Origin of the sequence: Rummeliibacillus suwonensis (assembly GCF_007896435.1) — a bacterium.
Lineage (GTDB): Bacteria > Bacillota > Bacilli > Bacillales_A > Planococcaceae > Rummeliibacillus > Rummeliibacillus suwonensis.
In genome coordinates this window covers 188,831-206,552 of record NZ_VCBL01000003.1, presented here as the reverse complement: position 1 = coordinate 206,552, position 17,722 = coordinate 188,831, and the positions used below count along the sequence as shown (strand labels likewise).

The window sequence follows — 17,722 nt, the reverse complement described above, 5'->3', positions numbered from 1 at the left end:
TTGTATTTAAATTTAAGATTATTTTTCAGTAACTGTTACTAAGTGAGCAACTTTAGTAATCGCACCGCGAATAGCTTCGTTGTCAGCATGTTCAACAGTTTGATGCATTTTACGTAAACCTAGTGCTTCAATTGTTTTACGTTGAGCTGGTTTAGCACCAATTAAACTTTTAGTGAGGGTAATTTCTAGTTTATTTGACATGTTATTTCCCTCCCTTAACCTAATAGTTCTTCTACTGATTTACCACGAAGTTTTGCAACTTCTTCAGCTTGTTTTAATTCAGATAAACCTTTAATAGTTGCACGTACCATGTTGATTGGTGTGTTTGAACCTAAAGATTTAGATAGAATATCAGTAATACCAGCAAGTTCAAGTACGGCACGTACTGGACCACCAGCGATAACACCTGTACCAGGAGCAGCAGGTTTGACCATGATATGACCTGCACCAAAGTTACCAATTACTAAGTGAGGTGTAGTACCACCAACACGTGGAACTTCAATAAGGTTTTTCTTAGCATCTTCTACAGCTTTACGAATAGCATCAGGTACTTCTTGTGCTTTACCAGTACCAAAACCTACATGACCATTACGATCTCCAACTACAACTAATGCAGTAAAGCGGAAACGACGTCCACCTTTTACAACTTTAGCAACGCGGTTAATTGTAACAACGCGTTCTTCAAGTTCTAGATTGTTTGCGTCAATATTAAGACCCATGAAAAGTATACCTCCTTCTTATTAAAATTCTAAACCGTTTTCGCGAGCAGCTTCAGCCAAAGCTTTTACACGTCCATGATATAAATAACCACCACGGTCAAATACAACAGCTTTGATATTTTTTTCTGCAGCACGTTTAGCGATTGTTTCACCAATTTTTGTTGCAGCTTCCACATTGCTTGCAGCACCTTCAAAATCTTTATCCATAGTTGAAGCTGAAGCAAGTGTTACGCCTTGAGTATCGTCAATGATTTGAGCGTAAATGTGTTTATTTGAACGGTATACATTTAAACGTGGACGTTGTGTAGTACCTGAAATTTTAGCACGTACGCGAGCATGACGTTTTTTACGAACTTGATTTTTATCTTGTTTCGTAATCACAAAGGTTCACTCCTTTCTAACGCTTAAGCAGCATTATTTACCTGTTTTACCTTCTTTACGGCGAACATATTCGCCTTCATAACGAATCCCTTTACCTTTATATGGTTCTGGCGGACGTACGTCACGAATGTTTGAAGCAAGAGCTCCCACTTTTTCTTTAGAGATACCTTTAACGACTACTTTAGTGTTAGAAGGTACTTCAAATTCTAAATCTTCTTCTGGTGTGAATTCTACTGGGTGAGAGTAACCAACGTTCAATACAAGTTTTTTACCTTGTAATTGAGCACGATAACCAACCCCAACTAATTCTAAAGATTTAGCGAATCCTTCAGAAACACCTGTAACCATGTTAGCAAGTAAAGCACGAGTTGTACCATGAATTGTACGGTGTTCTTTAGATTCAGAAGGACGTGATAAAGTGATCACATTACCTTCTTGTTCGATTTTAATATCTTTGCTAAAAGCACGAACTAATTCGCCTTTTGGTCCTTTTACAGTTGCTACATTCTCAGCATCAATTGATACAGTAACACCTGCAGGTACCTCGATTGGCTTTTTACCTATACGAGACATTTAATGTTGCACCTCCATTCCTTTGTTGCTAATTACCAAACGTATGCTAAAACTTCGCCGCCAACTTTTTTAGCGCGAGCTTCTTTATCTGTTAATAAACCTTGTGAAGTTGATACTAAAGCGATACCTAGACCGTTCAACACTTTAGGCACTTCATCAGTTTTCGCATAAACACGTAGACCTGGTTTAGAAATACGTTTTAAGCCTGTAATAACACGTTCATTATTTTGACCGTATTTTAAGAAGATACGGATAATACCTTGTTTGTCATCTTCAACATATTCAACGTCACGAACGAAACCTTCACGCTTAAGAATTTCAGCGATTTCTTTTTTAATATTAGAAGCTGGAAGCTCTAATTTTTCGTGACGGACCATGTTCGCATTACGAATGCGTGTAAGCATATCTGCAATTGGATCTGTCATAGTCATTACAATTTACCTCCTTCCCAAATTAGGGGATTACCAGCTGGCTTTTTTAACGCCAGGAATTTGTCCCTTGTAAGCAAGTTCACGGAAACAAATACGGCAAAGTTTAAATTTGCGGTATACAGAGTGTGGACGGCCACAGCGTTCACAACGAGTATATTCTTGAACTTTATACTTTGCACCACGTTGTTGTTTAATGATCATTGATTTTTTAGCCACGTTCTCGCCTCCCTATATTATTTTTGGAATGGCATACCGAATTGTGTTAACAACTCGCGAGCTTCTTCATCTGAGTTCGCAGTAGTAACGATAACGATATCCATACCGCGTACTTTTGAAACTTTATCATAGTCGATTTCAGGGAAGATTAATTGTTCTTTCACTCCAAGAGTGTAATTGCCGCGACCATCAAATGCTTTTTTAGAAATCCCATGGAAGTCACGTACACGTGGAAGAGAAATAGAAATTAATTTGTCCAAGAAGTCATACATACGTTCACCACGTAATGTAACTTTTGCACCGATTGGCATGCCTTCACGAAGACGGAAGCCTGCAATTGATTTTTTAGCTTTAGTAACAACTGGTTTTTGACCAGTAATTAATGTTAATTCTTCAACAGCAGCATCAAGAACTTTTGAGTTTTGAACTGCATCACCAACACCCATGTTGACAACAATTTTTTCAACTTTTGGTACTTGCATTGTTGAAGTATATCCAAATTTACTCATAAGAGCTTTAGAAACTTCATTTTCATATTTTTCTTTTAGGCGGTTCATGTTTGTACCTCCCTTCTCTTTTAAACTTATTTATCGATTACTGCACCTGATTTTTTTGCTATACGAACTTTTTTGCCATCTTCTACTTTATAACCTACGCGAGTCGGCTCGCCAGATTTAGGATCGATTAGCATTACGTTCGAAACGTGAATTGCTGCCTCTTGGCTGACAATTCCACCTTGTGGATTAAGTTGGTTAGGTTTCACATGTTTTTTTACGATGTTAACACCTTCAACTATTACACGGTCTTTTTTAGGAAAAGCAGCTAAGATCACACCTGTTTTTCCTTTATCTTTACCTGTAATAACCACTACTTTGTCGCCTTTTTTAACATGCATTCTGTCGCACCTCCTTGATTGGCACTGTCATGTAATTAAAGAACTTCCGGAGCTAATGAAACAATTTTCATAAAGTTATTATCACGTAATTCACGTGCTACTGGTCCGAAAATACGTGTTCCGCGTGGTGATTTATCATCACGAATGATTACACATGCGTTTTCATCAAATTTGATATAAGTACCGTCTTTACGACGAACACCGCTTTTCGTACGAACGATAACAGCTTTAACTACTTCGCCCTTCTTGACAACGCCTCCTGGTGTTGCTTTCTTAACTGAACATACAATAACATCACCGATATTAGCTGTTTTACGTCCAGAACCACCAAGTACTTTAATAGTTAGTACTTCTTTTGCACCTGAGTTGTCGGCAACTTTCAAACGAGTTTCTTGTTGAATCACTTAGGTTACCTCCCTTCGGATGTATATTCCGAAATATATTAGATAATAACCGCTTTTTCTACAACTTCAACTAAACGGAAGCGTTTAGTAGCTGATAGCGGACGAGTTTCCATGATGCGTACGATATCTCCAACTTTAGCTACGTTGTTTTCATCATGCGCTTTGAATTTTTTAGAGTATTTTACACGTTTACCATAAAGCGTATGCTTCTTGTAAGTTTCAACTAAAACAGTGATTGTTTTGTCCATTTTGTCAGAAACTACGCGACCTGTGTAAACTTTGCGTTGGTTACGCTCAGTCATGCTTGCAAACCTCCTCTTTATCAGTTATGTGCACTGATTTCTCTTTCGCGAATCACAGTTTTCATTCGCGCAATCGCTTTGCGTACTTCACGAATGCGAGCTGTGTTTTCTAATTGACCAGTCGCCAATTGGAAGCGAAGGTTGAAAAGCTCTTCTTTCAGTGATTTTACTTTTACTTCGATTTCTGCAGTTGTAAGTTCACGGATTTCATTAGCTTTCATTAGATTCACCACCAATTTCTTCACGTTTAACAATCTTACATTTAACAGGTAATTTATGTGCTGCTAAACGAAGTGCTTCACGAGCAACTTCCTCTGAAACGCCACCGATTTCAAACATAACTCTACCTGGTTTTACTACGGCTACCCAACCTTCAGGAGCACCTTTCCCTGAACCCATACGTACTTCAAGAGGCTTTTTAGTGTATGGTTTGTGTGGGAAGATATTAATCCAAACTTGACCGCCACGTTTTGTATAACGAGTCATAGCAATACGTGCAGCTTCAATTTGGCGGTTAGTAATCCAGCTAGCATCTAATGCTTGTAAACCAAATTCCCCAAATGTTACTTTAGTGCCGCCTTTTGATTGACCACGCATTTTGCCACGATGTACACGACGATATTTAACGCGTTTTGGCAATAACATATTATTTGCCTCCTTCCTCAGAGTTCTTCTTAACTGGAAGGACTTCACCACGATAGATCCATACTTTAACACCTAATTTACCATAAGTAGTGTCAGCTTCTGCATGAGCATAATCAATGTCAGCACGAAGAGTATGAAGTGGAACAGTTCCTTCGCTGTAGTGTTCAGCACGAGCGATATCAGCGCCACCTAGACGCCCAGATACTTGTGTTTTAATACCTTGAGCACCTGCACGAATTGTGCGTTGGATTGCTTGTTTTTGTGCACGACGGAATGATACACGGTTTTCTAATTGGCGAGCAATATTTTCAGCTACTAATTTAGCGTCAAGATCAGCACGTTTGATTTCAACGATGTTGATGTGAACGCGTTTACCAGTCATTTCGTTAAGGTTTTTACGAAGTGTTTCTACTTCTGTACCGCCTTTACCGATAACCATACCTGGTTTCGCTGTGCTAATTGTAATGTTGATTTTATTTGCAGCACGTTCGATTTCAACTTTAGAAACCGATGCTTCTTTTAAACGAGTTTCAATGAATTTACGAACTTTAATGTCTTCGTGAAGTAATGTAGCATAGTCTTTTTCAGCGTACCATCTAGATTCCCAATCACGAATGACACCGACACGTAATCCTATTGGATGTACTTTTTGTCCCACGTATTATCCCTCCTTCTTCTCAGATACCACGATTGTAATGTGGCTTGTACGTTTGTTAATAGCGCTTGCACGTCCTTGAGCACGTGGACGGAAACGTTTTAACGTTGGACCTTCGTCAACGAATACTTCTGAAATTACTAAGTTATTAACATCTAAATCATAATTGTGTTCAGCGTTTGCAACTGCAGATTTTAGTACTTTTTCTACTACAGGAGATGCTGTTCTTGGAGTATGACGTAAAATTGCAACCGCTTCGCCAACTTGCTTGCCTCGGATTAAATCAACTACTAAGCGGACTTTACGAGGAGCAATTCGAACTGTGCGAGCAATAGCTTTAGCTTCTTGCATCAGGATTTACCTCCTCTCAAATTAGCGTACTGAAGTTTTCTTATCATCTGCACCATGTCCTTTGAAAGTACGTGTTGGTGCAAATTCGCCTAGTTTATGACCTACCATATCTTCAGTCACGTATACAGGCACGTGTTTACGTCCATCATATACAGCGATTGTTAAACCGATGAAATTCGGGAAGATTGTAGAGCGGCGAGACCAAGTTTTAATCACTTGTTTTTTTTCTGAATCTTGTTGAGCTTCTACTTTTTTCATTAAGTGTTCATCAACAAAAGGCCCTTTTTTCAAGCTACGACCCATTTTGGAACCTCCCTCCGTGATCCTACCACGGCTCTCTTGTTGAACCGTAGTCTAATCACATTATTTTTTGCGACGACGAATGATAAGTTTGTCGGATTTGTTTCTCTTATTACGAGTTTTGTAACCAAGTGCTGGTTTACCCCAAGGAGTCATTGGTGATTTACGTCCTACAGGAGCTTTACCTTCACCACCACCATGTGGGTGATCGTTAGGGTTCATAACAGAACCACGAACAGTTGGGCGTTTACCTAACCAACGAGTACGTCCAGCTTTACCAAGGTGAATAAGTTCATGTTGTTCATTACCAACTTCACCGATAGTAGCACGACATGTACCTAGGATCATACGAACTTCGCCAGATTGAAGACGAACGATTACGTATTTACCTTCTTTACCTAAAACTTGAGCAGATGTACCAGCAGAACGTACTAGTTGACCACCTTTGCCAGGTTTTAATTCAATATTATGGATTGTTGTACCCATTGGGATGTTTGATAATGGTAGAGCGTTCCCTACTTTAATATCAACTTCTTGACCAGATACAATTGTCATTCCAACTTCTAGACCTTTTGGTGCTAGAATATAACGTTTTTCACCATCAGCATAGTTGATTAATGCGATGTTAGCAGATCGGTTTGGATCATATTCGATAGTAGCAACGCGTCCTGGAATGTCATCTTTTACACGTTTGAAATCAATGACACGATATTGACGTTTGTGGCCACCACCATTATGACGAACAGTGATTTTACCTTGGTTATTACGACCAGCTTTGCTTTTTGTAGATTCTAACAAAGATCTTTCAGGTTTGTTAGTAGTAATCTCAGCAAAGTCAGATGATGTCATATTACGACGACCATTTGAGGTAGGCTTATACTTTTTAATCGCCATTTGTGTTCCCTCCTTCTTTATTGTTCATATTGAACGATCAATTACTTTTCAAATAATTCGATTTCGCCTTCAGATAATTTTACAATTGCTTTACGACGTTTGTTTGTGTAACCACCAAAGCGTCCAACGCGTTTGTATTTACCTTTGTAGTTCATAATGTTAACTTTTTCAACTTTAACGCCAAAAATTTCTTCAACAGCGTCTTTTACTTCTGTTTTGTTGGCACGAGTGTCAACTTCAAAAGTATATTTGTTTTCTGCCATTAGTTCTGAAGAACGCTCAGTAATGACAGGACGTTTTAATACTTCACGTGCTTCCATTAACCAAGCACCTCCTCAACTTTTTGTACAGCTGCTTGAGTGAATACAACTTTATCATGACCTACAAGATCAAGAACGTTGATTCCAGCAGCAGTTAGAACTGTTACACCTGGGATGTTACGAGCAGATAATGCTACATTTTCATCAAGGTCAGCAGTTACAAATAATGCTTTAGATTCGATAGAAAGATCAGTAAGAACTTTCACGAATTCTTTCGTTTTTGGTGCTTCTAATTTAAGAGCATCTAAAACTACGAAATTTGTTTCAGCAACTTTAGAAGATAGTGCTGATTTAAGAGCTAAGCGACGAACTTTTTTAGGAAGTTTATAGCTGTAGCTACGAGGTGTAGGACCGAATACAGTACCACCGCCACGCCATTGTGGAGAACGGATAGAACCTTGGCGAGCACGACCTGTACCTTTTTGACGCCATGGTTTACGACCACCACCAGCAACTTCTGAACGGTTTTTAACTTTATGTGTACCTTGACGTAGTGAAGCGCGTTGAGCGATTACAGCGTCAAATAATACTGATTGATTTGGTTCAATTCCAAAGATTGCATCATTTAAATCGATTTCACCTACAGAAGAACCTGTTTGACTAAGTACGTTAACTTTTGTCATTCCTGTTTCCTCCTTTCTTCGAAAAATTAGTTAGATTTAATAGCAGTTTTAACTGTCACTAATGCTTTACGAGAACCAGGAACATTACCTTTAATAAGTAGCAAATTACGTTCAGCATCAATTTTAACAATTGTTAAGTTTTGAATTGTTACTGTGTTGCCACCCATTTGACCAGGTAATCTTTTTTGTTTAAATACGCGGTTTGGAGCAACTGGTCCCATTGAACCAGGACGACGGTGATAGCGAGAACCATGAGCCATAGGTCCACGAGATTGTCCGTGGCGTTTGATAACACCTTGGAAACCTTTACCTTTCGTAACACCTGTTACATCTACTACATCGCCTTCTGCGAAAATTTCAACTTTGACTTCTTGACCAACTTCGTACTCAGCTAAGTTTACATCGCGAATTTCGCGGATGAAGCGCTTAGGAGTAGTGTTTGCTTTAGCTACATGCCCTTTTTCAGGTTTGTTTGAAAGTTTTTCACGTTTATCATCGAAACCGATTTGGACTGCTTCGTAGCCGTCTGTTTCAACTGTTTTCTTTTGAAGTACTACGTTTGGAGCAGCTTCAATAACAGTTACAGGGATCAAATCACCATTCTCAGCAAAAACTTGCGTCATACCGATTTTTCTACCTAAGATTCCTTTGGTCATTCGTCACACCTCCTGTGGATTTTATCATTTTATTTTACTTTACCATTATAGTTTGATTTCAATATCAACGCCTGATGGTAAATCTAATTTCATTAACGCATCAACAGTTTGTGGTGTTGGGTTAACGATATCGATTAGACGTTTATGAGTACGCATTTCAAATTGTTCACGAGAATCTTTATATTTGTGAACCGCACGAAGAATAGTGTAAACAGATTTTTCAGTTGGAAGTGGTATCGGACCTGATACACTTGCACCTGAGCGTTTAGCAGTTTCCACAATTTTTTCAGCGGATTGATCGAGAATCTTGTGATCATATGCTTTTAAACGAATACGAATCTTTTGTTTTGCCATTATTTTCCCTCCTTTTCGCCTATTTCCTAGACATTCTCCACGGAAATTTCCCACACACTCGCCATGGCAATGCGGCCGGGTGTGCCGGCAACCTCCCGCTTCATCGCAGTCAAAGACCAACATTTATCATTATACACATATCATAATGAATAAGCAAGGAATTTCACTATATTCTTTTCAATGTTGGAGATTTTCTTGACTCTTCTTTAATGCTCTGTTTTCACGTTTCTCAGTATATTAAATATTATTGATTTTGACAATGATTTTATATTCTTTTTTCGTCATACATTTTTTCGAAAATCTTCTGAAAAATTATTGATGGAATAACTTATTTTGAACATACAAAAAGCCATCCCGTGTGCACTCGGGATGACTTTATAAAAAATAATGATCGATTGTTATCTAAAATTATTTTTCGATAGCTGATACGACACCTGAACCTACTGTACGGCCACCTTCACGGATTGAGAAACGTGTACCTTCTTCAATAGCGATTGGGTGAATCAATTCGATATTCATTTTAGTGTTATCGCCAGGCATTACCATTTCAGTACCTTCTGGTAAAGTGATAACACCAGTTACATCAGTTGTACGGAAATAGAATTGTGGGCGGTAGTTAGAGAAGAATGGAGTATGACGGCCACCTTCTTCTTTTGATAATACATAAACTTCAGCTGTAAATTTAGTATGTGGAGTGATTGAACCTGGTTTAGCTAATACTTGTCCACGTTGAATGTCTTCACGAGCAACACCACGTAATAAAGCACCGATGTTATCGCCTGCTTCAGCATAGTCTAATAATTTACGGAACATTTCAACACCAGTTACAGTTGTTTGTTTAGTATCTTCTGAAATACCTACGATTTCAACTACGTCACCAACTTTTAATTGACCGCGTTCTACACGACCAGTAGCAACTGTACCACGACCAGTAATAGAGAATACATCTTCAACTGGCATCATGAATGGTTTATCAGTTTGACGTTCTGGAGTTGGGATATATTCGTCAACAGCGTCCATCAATTCAACGATTTTTTCTTCCCATTTTGGATCTCCTTCAAGAGCTTTAAGAGCAGAACCTTTGATGACTGGAACATCATCGCCAGGGAAACCATATTCAGATAATAGGTCACGTACTTCCATTTCAACTAATTCTAGTAATTCTTCATCGTCTACCATATCACATTTGTTTAAGAATACTACGATGTAAGGTACACCAACGTTGCGTGATAAAAGAATATGTTCACGAGTTTGTGGCATTGGACCATCAGCAGCAGATACTACTAGGATCGCACCATCCATTTGAGCAGCACCAGTGATCATGTTTTTAACATAGTCAGCGTGTCCTGGGCAGTCAACGTGAGCATAGTGACGTTTTTCAGTTTCATATTCAATGTGAGAAGTATTGATAGTGATACCGCGTTCCTTTTCTTCAGGAGCGTTATCGATTTGATCGTAAGATTTAGCTTCTCCACCTAATTTTTTAGAAAGAACTGTAGCGATTGCAGCAGTTAAAGTAGTTTTACCATGGTCAACGTGTCCAATTGTACCAATATTACAATGTGTTTTAGAACGATCGAATTTTTCTTTAGCCATTTTAAATTGCCTCCTCAGTGTTTTAAGTTTTGATTTATAGCTTATGCACCTTCAAGAAATAGAGGCCTACTTCTTAAAGATGACATAGCTTACATGTTATTTATACTTGATAAGTAGGTAAAATTCAATCAAAAAATGATGGAATCTTATTCACCTTTGTTTTGTTTAATGATTTCTTCACTAATAGATTTTGGAACTTCTTCATAATGGTCAAACACCATTGAGAAAGTACCGCGACCTTGTGTAGCTGAACGTAAAGTTGTTGCATAACCAAACATTTCAGCAAGTGGAACCATTGCACGAACAACTTGAGCGTTACCGCGAGCTTCCATACCTTCTACGCGACCACGGCGAGAAGTGATGTTACCCATAATATCACCAAGATATTCTTCTGGCATTACAACTTCTACTTTCATAACTGGTTCTAATAGAACTGGGTTACATTTAGAAACTGCATTTTTAACTGCTAGTGAAGCAGCCACTTTAAATGCCATTTCATTTGAATCGACATCATGGTAAGAACCATCGAATAATTTTGCTTTTACGTCGATTACTGGGAATCCGGCAAGTACACCATTTTGTAAAGCGTCTTTAAGACCTGCTTCTACAGCTGGCACATATTCACGAGGAACTACCCCACCAACGATTCCATTTTCAAACTCGAAGCCTTTACCTGTTTCGTTTGGTTCAAACTCGATCCAAACGTGACCATATTGACCACGACCACCAGATTGACGTACGAATTTACCTTCAACTTGGGCACCAGTGCGGAATGTTTCACGATAGGATACTTGTGGAGCACCTACGTTAGCTTCAACTTTGAATTCACGTTTCATACGATCAACGATGATATCTAAGTGAAGTTCACCCATACCAGAGATGATGGTTTGACCAGTTTCAGTATCCGTATGTGCACGGAAAGTAGGGTCTTCTTCTTGTAATTTTTGTAAAGCTTGCCCCATTTTATCTTGGTCAGCTTTTGATTTTGGTTCTACAGATAAAGAAATAACTGGTTCTGGGAATTCCATAGATTCAAGAATAACTAAATTATTTTCATCACATAGGGTGTCACCAGTAGTAGTTGCTTTTAAGCCGACAGCAGCAGCAATATCTCCTGCGTATACTTTGTCGATTTCTTCACGGTGGTTAGCGTGCATTTGTAGGATACGACCTACACGTTCACGTTTACCTTTTGTAGAGTTTTGTACGTATGAACCTGATTCAAGAACACCAGAGTACACACGGAAGAAAGTTAATTTACCAACATAAGGGTCAGTCATAACTTTGAATGCTAATGCAGCAAATGGTTCTTCATCTGAAGAATGACGTACGATTTCTTCGTCACCGTCCACTGAAGTACCTTTGATAGAAGCTACGTCAGTTGGAGCTGGTAGATAATCAATTACAGCATCTAGCATTAATTGAACACCTTTGTTTTTGAATGCAGTACCACAAGTTACAGGGAAGAATTCTACTGATAAAGTAGCTTTACGAATAGCAGCTTTTAATTCTTCTTTTGTAATTTCTTCACCAGAGAAGTATTTTTCCATCAAATCTTCGTCTAGTTCAGCAACCGCTTCAATTAACTTTTCATGATATTCTTGTGCTTGTGCTTTGTATTCTTCTGGAATTTCACCAATTTCAGCGTGAGAACCATCATCGCCTTCTTTGTAGAATGTTGTATTCATTTCTACAAGGTCGATGATTGCGTGGAATTCATCTTCAGCACCAATTGGTAATTGGATTGGGTGAGCATTGGCTTCTAAACGTTCATGCAAAGTTTTTACAGAATATAAGAAGTCGGCACCGATTTTATCCATTTTGTTAACAAATACGATACGTGGTACGCCGTATGTTGTAGCTTGACGCCATACAGTTTCAGTTTGTGGTTCTACACCTGATTGTGCATCAAGTACAGTAACAGCACCATCAAGTACGCGAAGAGAACGTTCAACTTCAACAGTGAAGTCTACGTGTCCTGGTGTGTCGATGATGTTAACTCGGTGACCTTTCCATTGAGCTGTTGTAGCAGCAGAAGTGATTGTAATACCACGTTCTTGTTCTTGCTCCATCCAGTCCATTTGAGAAGCACCTTCATGAGTTTCACCAATTTTGTGAATCTTACCAGTGTAATAAAGGATACGCTCAGTTGTTGTTGTTTTACCAGCATCAATATGAGCCATGATTCCTATATTACGAGTTTTCTCAAGAGAGAACTCTCTAGCCATGCTGTCTTTCTCCTTCCATAATGGATTAAGATTAAATTGCGATTACCAACGGTAGTGAGCGAACGCTTTGTTTGCTTCTGCCATTTTGTGCATATCTTCGCGTTTTTTAACGGATGCACCAGTATTGTTAGAAGCATCTAGGATTTCGTTAGCTAAACGTTCTTCCATCGTTTTTTCACCACGAAGACGAGAATAATTTACTAGGTAACGAAGACCAAGTGTTGTACGACGTTCTGGACGTACTTCTACTGGTACTTGATAGTTGGCACCACCTACACGGCGAGCACGAACTTCAAGAACTGGCATCACATTGTTTAATGCAGCATCGAATACTTCTAGTGGATCTTTACCTGAGCGTTCTTTGACTAATTCAAAAGCTCCGTATAAGATTTTTTGAGAAGTACCTCTTTTACCATCTACCATCATTTTATTGATTAAACGAGTTACTAGTTTTGAATTATAAATTGGATCTGGTAACACGTCACGTTTGGAAACAGGACCTTTACGAGGCATTTGTTTTCCTCCTTTCAGTTAAAAACTTTTTTTCATTATTTTTTTTCTTTTGGTTTTTTAGCACCATATAAAGAACGAGATTGCATACGACCGTTTACAGCAGCAGTATCCAATGCACCACGTACAACGTGATAACGTACCCCTGGTAAGTCTTTTACACGACCACCACGAATAAGAACAACACTGTGTTCTTGTAGGTTATGACCTTCACCAGGAATGTAAGCATTCACTTCGATTTGGTTTGTTAAACGCACACGAGCATATTTACGTAATGCTGAGTTTGGTTTTTTAGGAGTCATTGTACCAACACGTGTACAAACACCGCGTTTTTGTGGTGAGTTAACATCAGTCAATGATTTTGCAAAGCTGTTATAGCTTTTGTTCAATGCTGGTGATTTTGATTTTTTACTTTTGGATTGGCGAGGCTTACGTACTAATTGGTTAATTGTAGGCATCGATTTTTCCTCCCTTCATCATAATTCTTAAATCCACACATCCAGGTGGTTCATTTTAAGGCAAAAAACAAAGCCTTTGCGTAATCATCGCAAAAACTGTTATTCAGCGATCGCACAAACTGCAGCATCTACATGAATTCCGCAGGCTCTACCGAGTTCTCTTTTCGAGTCTACTAATACGACGGGAATGCCCTTATTTTGTGCTAATTGCACTGCGCGCTTGGTCATTCGAACGTCTGCATCTAGAGCAACGAAAACTTCAGTAACATGACCAGTCTGTAATGCTTTAACTGTTTGTTTCATACCAACGATTGTTTTGGTAGCCTGTTTGACTTTTTCATAAGACATTTGCATATCCTCCGAAATGATAGACAATCAACTATCAACCTGAAATATAATACCATTCATATTGACCATTGTCAATAATTTTATTCAGTGCTTAAAGTCAATAAATGATTTGAAAAAATTTTTCAAGGAGAAGTGATTAGCTTCTCCTTGAAAGTTTAACTACTACTCAGCAGCAAGTGTTTCTTCGGTTTTTTCTTCTTTAGGTTCTGCAATTTTAATTTGACGATAACGTTGCATACCTGTACCAGCTGGAACAAGTTTACCTAAGATAACATTTTCTTTAAGACCAAGTAATTCATCACGTTTACCTTTAATTGCAGCGTCTGTTAGGACACGTGTTGTTTCTTGGAATGATGCAGCAGATAAGAATGATTCTGTTTCAAGCGAAGCTTTTGTAATACCAAGGATAACCGGACGACATGTTGCAGGGATCTTTCCTTCCTGTACGGCTTCAGCATTTGCTTCAGAGAATTGGTGGATATCAAGTAAAGTACCTGGAAGTAATTCTGTTTCACCAGCTTCGATAACACGCACTTTACGAAGCATTTGACGAACCATTACTTCGACGTGCTTATCACCAATTTCAACCCCTTGCATACGATATACTTTTTGAACTTCTTTTAATAAGTATTCTTCTACAGTTGAAACATCTGTTACTTTCAATAATTCTTTAGGGTCAATAGAACCTTCTGTAAGAATTTGACCATGTTTTACTTCATCGTTTACTTGTACTTTTAAACGTGCATTGTAAGGAGCCAAATATTTACGAGTTTCTACTGCACCTGTAACTGTAATTTCTTTTTGACCTTCGCGAACTTCATCAATTTCAGATACAACCCCAGCAATTTCTGTGATGACAGCTTGCCCTTTAGGGTTACGTGATTCGAAAATTTCTTGAATACGTGGAAGACCTTGAGTGATATCGGCACCTGCCACACCACCTTGGTGGAATGTACGCATGGTTAATTGTGTACCTGGTTCACCGATAGATTGAGCAGCAATGATACCAACTGCTTCACCCACTTCAACTTTGTCACCAGTTGCTAAGTTCATACCATAACATTTTTTACATACACCATGTTTTGTATTACATGTAAATGCAGAGCGGATGGTTACTTCTTCGATACCAGCTTCAGCGATTTGACGAGCCAATTCTGGTGTGATCAATTCATCTCTAGCTACAATTACCTCATTCGTTTCTGGATGGCGAATGGTTTTCTTAGCATAACGACCAGTAACACGTTCTTCTAATGTTTCGATGATTTCTGTTCCTTCTTTTAAAGAAGTAATAGTCAAACCACGGTCAGTACCACAATCATCTTCACGAACAATAACATCTTGCGCAACATCCACTAAGCGACGAGTAAGATAACCTGAATCGGCTGTTTTAAGGGCTGTATCGGCAAGACCTTTACGAGCACCGTGAGTAGAGATAAAGTATTCCAATACCGTTAAACCTTCACGGAATGAAGATTTGATTGGAAGTTCGATAATACGACCAGCCGGGTTAGCCATCAGACCACGCATACCAGCAAGTTGAGTGAAGTTAGATGCGTTACCACGGGCACCAGAGTCACTCATCATAAAGATTGGGTTATCCGCAGGAAGTGAGTCCATCAATTTAGATTGGATTTCATCTTTTGCAGCACTCCAGAATGAAATAACACGATCATATCGTTCTTCTTCCGTAATTAAACCACGACGGAATTGCTTCATTACTTTATCTACTTGTTCTTGTGCATGATGCAAAATTTCTTGTTTACCAGGTAATACGATGATATCTGAAATACCAATTGAAATACCGGCTTTAGTAGAATAGTGGAAACCAAGATCTTTTAGACGGTCAAGCATTTTAGATGTTTCAGTAATATGATAACGAGCAAATACTTCAGCAATGATTTTACCTAGATATTTTTTCGTAAATGGTTTAATAATTTCTTGAGCAGCTATGTGTTCTTTCACATTAGTTGTAGTCGGAACAAAATATTTATCTGGTGTTCCATTTTGTAAGTTTGCAGTTGTTGGCTCATTGATATATGGGAAAGCATCATCAAGGATTTCATTGAAAATAACTTTACCTACCGTTGTAATCAATAACTTTTGGTTTTGTTCTTCAGTAAATGTTTTATTGTTTAAAGAAGAAGCTTTGATCGCGATCCGAGAATGCAAATGTACCTCGTGATTTTGATAAGCAATATTTAATTCTTCTGGTCCGAAGAAAATTGTACCTTCCCCAACAGCACCTTGACGTTCAAGTGTTAAATAATAGTTACCTAATACCATATCTTGAGAAGGTGTTACAACTGGTTTACCGTCTTTAGGGTTCAAAATGTTTTGTGCTGCAAGCATTAATAAACGTGCTTCAGCTTGTGCTTCAGCTGATAATGGAACGTGAACCGCCATTTGGTCACCATCGAAGTCGGCATTATATGCTGTACATACTAATGGGTGAAGGCGAATTGCTTTTCCTTCCACCAAAGTTGGTTCAAACGCTTGGATACCAAGTCTGTGAAGAGTCGGTGCACGATTTAGTAATACAGGGTGTTCCTTAATGATATCTTCAAGGACATCCCATACTTCTGGATGCATACGTTCAATTTTACGTTTTGCTGATTTAATGTTGTGCGCTAAACCGCGTTCAACAAGTTCTTTCATCACGAAAGGTTTAAACAACTCGATTGCCATACCTTTTGGAAGACCGCATTGGTACATTTTCAAATATGGACCTACTACGATAACAGAACGACCGGAATAGTCAACACGTTTACCAAGTAAGTTTTGACGGAAACGACCTTGTTTCCCTTTTAACATATGTGAAAGAGATTTTAATGGACGATTACCAGGACCAGTAACTGGTCGGCCACGACGTCCATTATCGATTAAAGCATCTACTGCTTCTTGAAGCATACGTTTTTCATTTTGAACAATGATTCCAGGTGCTCCAAGATCAAGAAGGCGTTTTAAACGATTGTTACGGTTAATGACACGACGATACAAATCATTTAAATCGGATGTTGCAAAACGGCCACCATCTAGTTGCACCATTGGGCGTAATTCTGGAGGAATTACAGGTAGTACATCTAAAATCATCCATTCAGGGCGATTACCTGAGTGGTGGAATGATTCAACAACTTCTAATCGTTTAATAGCACGCGTACGACGTTGACCTTGAGCAGTTTTCAGTTCCTCTTTAAGAGCTTCTGATTCTTTATCAAGATCAATTTCTTGAAGTAATTGTTTGATTGCTTCTGCACCCATTGCTGCTTCAAAAGTATTACCATATTTTTCACGATATGCACGGTATTCTTTTTCTGTAAGCAATTGTTTTTTCTCAAGCGAGGTATCTGCTGGATCAATTACTACATAGGAAGCAAAGTAGATTACTTCTTCAAGTGCACGAGGTGACATATCTAAAATCAGTCCCATACGACTTGGGATACCTTTAAAGTACCAAATATGTGAAACTGGAGCAGCTAATTCAATATGGCCCATACGTTCACGACGCACTTTTGCACGTGTTACTTCTACACCACAACGGTCACAAACTACGCCTTTATAGCGTACACGTTTGTATTTACCACAATGACATTCCCAGTCCTTTGTAGGTCCGAAAATGCGTTCGCAGAACAAACCGTCTTTTTCTGGTTTAAGTGTACGATAGTTAATAGTTTCTGGTTTTTTGACTTCTCCATAAGACCATGAGCGAATTTTATCAGGTGAAGCTAAACCGATTTTCATATACTCAAAATTATTAACGTCTATCAAGGAGCCTACCTCCCTTTATTATGAAGTCTTAAATGACTTTTCTTAGCTCGACGACTGATTTATTGATAAAACAGGAAGGAGGACAGCCCATAAATGAT

Annotated in this window: 26 protein-coding genes; all 26 read right to left on the bottom strand. The window is 38.7% G+C overall.

The genetic code is table 11. The annotated features are described in order from the left end of the window. Positions 1 to 18 precede the first annotated feature (18 nt). Entirely contained in the window at positions 19 to 201 is a 183-nt protein-coding gene (rpmD, locus tag FEU33_RS16450; protein ID WP_119415288.1) for a 50S ribosomal protein L30, read from the bottom strand. A 14-nt stretch (positions 202 to 215) separates the two neighbouring features. Further along, positions 216 to 719 carry a 30S ribosomal protein S5 gene (rpsE, locus tag FEU33_RS16445; protein WP_146550565.1) on the bottom strand — a complete coding sequence of 168 codons (504 nt, stop codon included), beginning with the start codon at positions 717 to 719 and terminating at the stop codon, positions 216 to 218. Positions 720 to 740: 21 nt separating this feature from the next. Further along, complete coding sequence (gene rplR / locus FEU33_RS16440) at positions 741 to 1,100, bottom strand: 50S ribosomal protein L18 (protein ID WP_146550564.1); 360 nt, start codon at positions 1,098 to 1,100, stop codon at positions 741 to 743. A gap of 33 nt (positions 1,101 to 1,133) precedes the next feature. Continuing rightward, a complete protein-coding gene (rplF, locus tag FEU33_RS16435; protein WP_146550563.1) occupies positions 1,134 to 1,673 on the bottom strand; it encodes a 50S ribosomal protein L6 in 540 nt (179 codons plus the stop codon). A 32-nt stretch (positions 1,674 to 1,705) separates the two neighbouring features. Next, positions 1,706 to 2,104: a 30S ribosomal protein S8 gene (gene rpsH / locus FEU33_RS16430; protein WP_066790894.1), complete on the bottom strand. Its 399-nt coding sequence runs from the start codon at positions 2,102 to 2,104 to the stop codon at positions 1,706 to 1,708. Between the two features lie 30 nt (positions 2,105 to 2,134). Next, complete coding sequence (locus FEU33_RS16425; RefSeq protein WP_146550562.1) at positions 2,135 to 2,320, bottom strand: type Z 30S ribosomal protein S14; 186 nt, start codon at positions 2,318 to 2,320, stop codon at positions 2,135 to 2,137. A 17-nt stretch (positions 2,321 to 2,337) separates the two neighbouring features. Then, positions 2,338 to 2,877 carry a 50S ribosomal protein L5 gene (gene rplE / locus FEU33_RS16420; RefSeq protein WP_146550561.1) on the bottom strand — a complete coding sequence of 180 codons (540 nt, stop codon included), beginning with the start codon at positions 2,875 to 2,877 and terminating at the stop codon, positions 2,338 to 2,340. A gap of 26 nt (positions 2,878 to 2,903) precedes the next feature. Further along, positions 2,904 to 3,215: a 50S ribosomal protein L24 gene (gene rplX, locus FEU33_RS16415; protein ID WP_146550560.1), complete on the bottom strand. Its 312-nt coding sequence runs from the start codon at positions 3,213 to 3,215 to the stop codon at positions 2,904 to 2,906. A 35-nt stretch (positions 3,216 to 3,250) separates the two neighbouring features. Continuing rightward, positions 3,251 to 3,619, bottom strand: a complete 369-nt coding sequence (gene rplN / locus FEU33_RS16410) for a 50S ribosomal protein L14 (protein ID WP_146550559.1) — start codon at positions 3,617 to 3,619, stop codon at positions 3,251 to 3,253. Positions 3,620 to 3,657: 38 nt separating this feature from the next. Beyond that, positions 3,658 to 3,921 (bottom strand): 30S ribosomal protein S17, encoded by a 264-nt coding sequence (gene rpsQ, locus FEU33_RS16405; protein ID WP_146550558.1) that lies wholly within the window; start codon positions 3,919 to 3,921, stop codon positions 3,658 to 3,660. Positions 3,922 to 3,941: 20 nt separating this feature from the next. After that, complete coding sequence (gene rpmC, locus FEU33_RS16400) at positions 3,942 to 4,142, bottom strand: 50S ribosomal protein L29 (RefSeq protein ID WP_146550557.1); 201 nt, start codon at positions 4,140 to 4,142, stop codon at positions 3,942 to 3,944. Further along, positions 4,132 to 4,566, bottom strand: coding sequence for a 50S ribosomal protein L16 (gene rplP / locus FEU33_RS16395; RefSeq protein WP_146550556.1), 435 nt, complete (start codon positions 4,564 to 4,566; stop codon positions 4,132 to 4,134). Before rplP ends, rpmC begins: the two co-directional genes overlap by 11 nt. Position 4,567: 1 nt before the next feature. Continuing rightward, on the bottom strand, positions 4,568 to 5,224 hold the full coding sequence (gene rpsC, locus FEU33_RS16390; RefSeq protein WP_146550555.1) for a 30S ribosomal protein S3: 657 nt from the start codon (positions 5,222 to 5,224) through the stop codon (positions 4,568 to 4,570). Positions 5,225 to 5,227: 3 nt separating this feature from the next. Beyond that, positions 5,228 to 5,572: a 50S ribosomal protein L22 gene (gene rplV / locus FEU33_RS16385; RefSeq protein WP_146550554.1), complete on the bottom strand. Its 345-nt coding sequence runs from the start codon at positions 5,570 to 5,572 to the stop codon at positions 5,228 to 5,230. 21 nt (positions 5,573 to 5,593) lie between these two features. Beyond that, complete coding sequence (gene rpsS / locus FEU33_RS16380) at positions 5,594 to 5,875, bottom strand: 30S ribosomal protein S19 (RefSeq protein ID WP_102693547.1); 282 nt, start codon at positions 5,873 to 5,875, stop codon at positions 5,594 to 5,596. A 60-nt stretch (positions 5,876 to 5,935) separates the two neighbouring features. Next, entirely contained in the window at positions 5,936 to 6,766 is an 831-nt protein-coding gene (rplB, locus tag FEU33_RS16375) for a 50S ribosomal protein L2 (RefSeq protein ID WP_146550553.1), read from the bottom strand. 41 nt (positions 6,767 to 6,807) lie between these two features. Next, the gene (rplW, locus tag FEU33_RS16370) at positions 6,808 to 7,086 is read right to left on the bottom strand and encodes a 50S ribosomal protein L23 (protein ID WP_146550552.1); all 279 of its coding nucleotides are present in this window, start codon (positions 7,084 to 7,086) and stop codon (positions 6,808 to 6,810) included. After that, on the bottom strand, positions 7,086 to 7,709 hold the full coding sequence (gene rplD / locus FEU33_RS16365) for a 50S ribosomal protein L4 (RefSeq protein ID WP_146550551.1): 624 nt from the start codon (positions 7,707 to 7,709) through the stop codon (positions 7,086 to 7,088). The genes rplW and rplD overlap by 1 nt, the downstream gene beginning before the upstream one ends. Positions 7,710 to 7,735: 26 nt before the next feature. Continuing rightward, positions 7,736 to 8,365: a 50S ribosomal protein L3 gene (gene rplC, locus FEU33_RS16360; protein WP_146550550.1), complete on the bottom strand. Its 630-nt coding sequence runs from the start codon at positions 8,363 to 8,365 to the stop codon at positions 7,736 to 7,738. Between the two features lie 45 nt (positions 8,366 to 8,410). Next, complete coding sequence (gene rpsJ / locus FEU33_RS16355; RefSeq protein WP_119415300.1) at positions 8,411 to 8,719, bottom strand: 30S ribosomal protein S10; 309 nt, start codon at positions 8,717 to 8,719, stop codon at positions 8,411 to 8,413. A 408-nt stretch (positions 8,720 to 9,127) separates the two neighbouring features. After that, the gene (tuf, locus tag FEU33_RS16350; RefSeq protein ID WP_146550549.1) at positions 9,128 to 10,315 is read right to left on the bottom strand and encodes an elongation factor Tu; all 1,188 of its coding nucleotides are present in this window, start codon (positions 10,313 to 10,315) and stop codon (positions 9,128 to 9,130) included. 146 nt (positions 10,316 to 10,461) lie between these two features. Next, the gene (gene fusA / locus FEU33_RS16345) at positions 10,462 to 12,543 is read right to left on the bottom strand and encodes an elongation factor G (RefSeq protein ID WP_146550548.1); all 2,082 of its coding nucleotides are present in this window, start codon (positions 12,541 to 12,543) and stop codon (positions 10,462 to 10,464) included. A 42-nt stretch (positions 12,544 to 12,585) separates the two neighbouring features. Next, positions 12,586 to 13,056, bottom strand: coding sequence for a 30S ribosomal protein S7 (gene rpsG, locus FEU33_RS16340; RefSeq protein ID WP_102693540.1), 471 nt, complete (start codon positions 13,054 to 13,056; stop codon positions 12,586 to 12,588). Positions 13,057 to 13,091: 35 nt separating this feature from the next. Then, positions 13,092 to 13,511, bottom strand: a complete 420-nt coding sequence (gene rpsL / locus FEU33_RS16335) for a 30S ribosomal protein S12 (RefSeq protein WP_102693539.1) — start codon at positions 13,509 to 13,511, stop codon at positions 13,092 to 13,094. Between the two features lie 99 nt (positions 13,512 to 13,610). Beyond that, the gene (locus FEU33_RS16330; RefSeq protein ID WP_146550547.1) at positions 13,611 to 13,859 is read right to left on the bottom strand and encodes a ribosomal L7Ae/L30e/S12e/Gadd45 family protein; all 249 of its coding nucleotides are present in this window, start codon (positions 13,857 to 13,859) and stop codon (positions 13,611 to 13,613) included. A gap of 162 nt (positions 13,860 to 14,021) precedes the next feature. Continuing rightward, a complete protein-coding gene (rpoC, locus tag FEU33_RS16325; protein WP_146550546.1) occupies positions 14,022 to 17,624 on the bottom strand; it encodes a DNA-directed RNA polymerase subunit beta' in 3,603 nt (1,200 codons plus the stop codon). Between the last annotated feature and the right edge of the window lie 98 nt (positions 17,625 to 17,722).